Below are 903 nucleotides of genomic sequence, written 5' to 3'. Positions count from 1 at the left end.
TCCTTCCCCCCTTGTGGGGGAAGGTGGATCGGCGCGCCAGCGCCGAGACGGATGAGGGGTGTTCCAGCGGAGTGAGACGCTGGCTTTCCCTGGAGCACCCCTCATCCGGCCGCTGCGCGGCCACCTTCTCCCACAAGGGGAGAAGGAAAAGGCGCCACCGCTCACAATATATTCAAAACCGCTTAAGCATTCATCCACCGCTTTAGGGCATGCTCCGCGCCCGGATGGTAAACCGGCTCCGATGCCGCGATGATGAAGGCCTTAGCATGCCCAGTTCTGCCCGAAAGTTCAGCCCGGCCGCGCTGGCCGGAGCGGCGAGACGCTTCCTCGCCAGTCGCCACGGCTCGATGATGCCGATGATGGTGCTGCTGACGATCCCGCTGGTGACGGCAGTCGGCTTTTCGGTCGACTACACCTCGGCGGTGACCACCCGCAGCGACATGCAGAACGCGCTCGACGCGGCGATCATCTCAATCACCACGCTGCCGACCACGACATCGCTGGCCGACCGCCAGACGGCGCTGCAGCAGGCCTATGCGGCCAATAGTGGCCAGGGCACGGCGACGCTCACCAGTGTCAATGTCGACAGTTTCGGCGCGGCGACCTTCACCGCCACGGCGAGCTACCCGATGCCGACCAATTTCATGCAGATCGCCCGCATCAACACGGTGCAGGTCGGCGTCGGCTCCGCGGTGCGCAAGACGCCGGCGCTGGTGCAGTCCACCTTCAAGGTGACGAAGGTGTCGGGTTACTGGGCAAAGACCATGACGCTCTACGGCACCAAGTTCGGCGACACGGTGGCCAAGCCGCTGATGACGATCAGCTATAGCTATAACGGCTATGGCGATCCGAAGGGCTACGGCACGACGACGGTGAGCACTGTCAACGGCTCCACCACCACAG

At 63.9% G+C, this 903-nt stretch carries 1 protein-coding gene; it reads left to right on the top strand.

Annotated elements, in window-relative coordinates; all coding sequences use genetic code 11:
• Window positions 1-266: 266 nt before the first annotated feature.
• On the top strand, window positions 267-903 hold a 637-nt coding region (locus tag EOA23_RS35070; RefSeq protein ID WP_245474458.1), incomplete at its 3' end, for a TadE/TadG family type IV pilus assembly protein.

The sequence above is a fragment of the Mesorhizobium sp. M2A.F.Ca.ET.042.01.1.1 genome (genome assembly GCF_003997405.1).
In the GTDB taxonomy this organism is placed as follows: domain Bacteria; phylum Pseudomonadota; class Alphaproteobacteria; order Rhizobiales; family Rhizobiaceae; genus Mesorhizobium.
The sequence above is the reverse complement of the archived record's forward strand: the minus strand, read 5'-3'. Positions and strand labels throughout refer to the sequence as shown.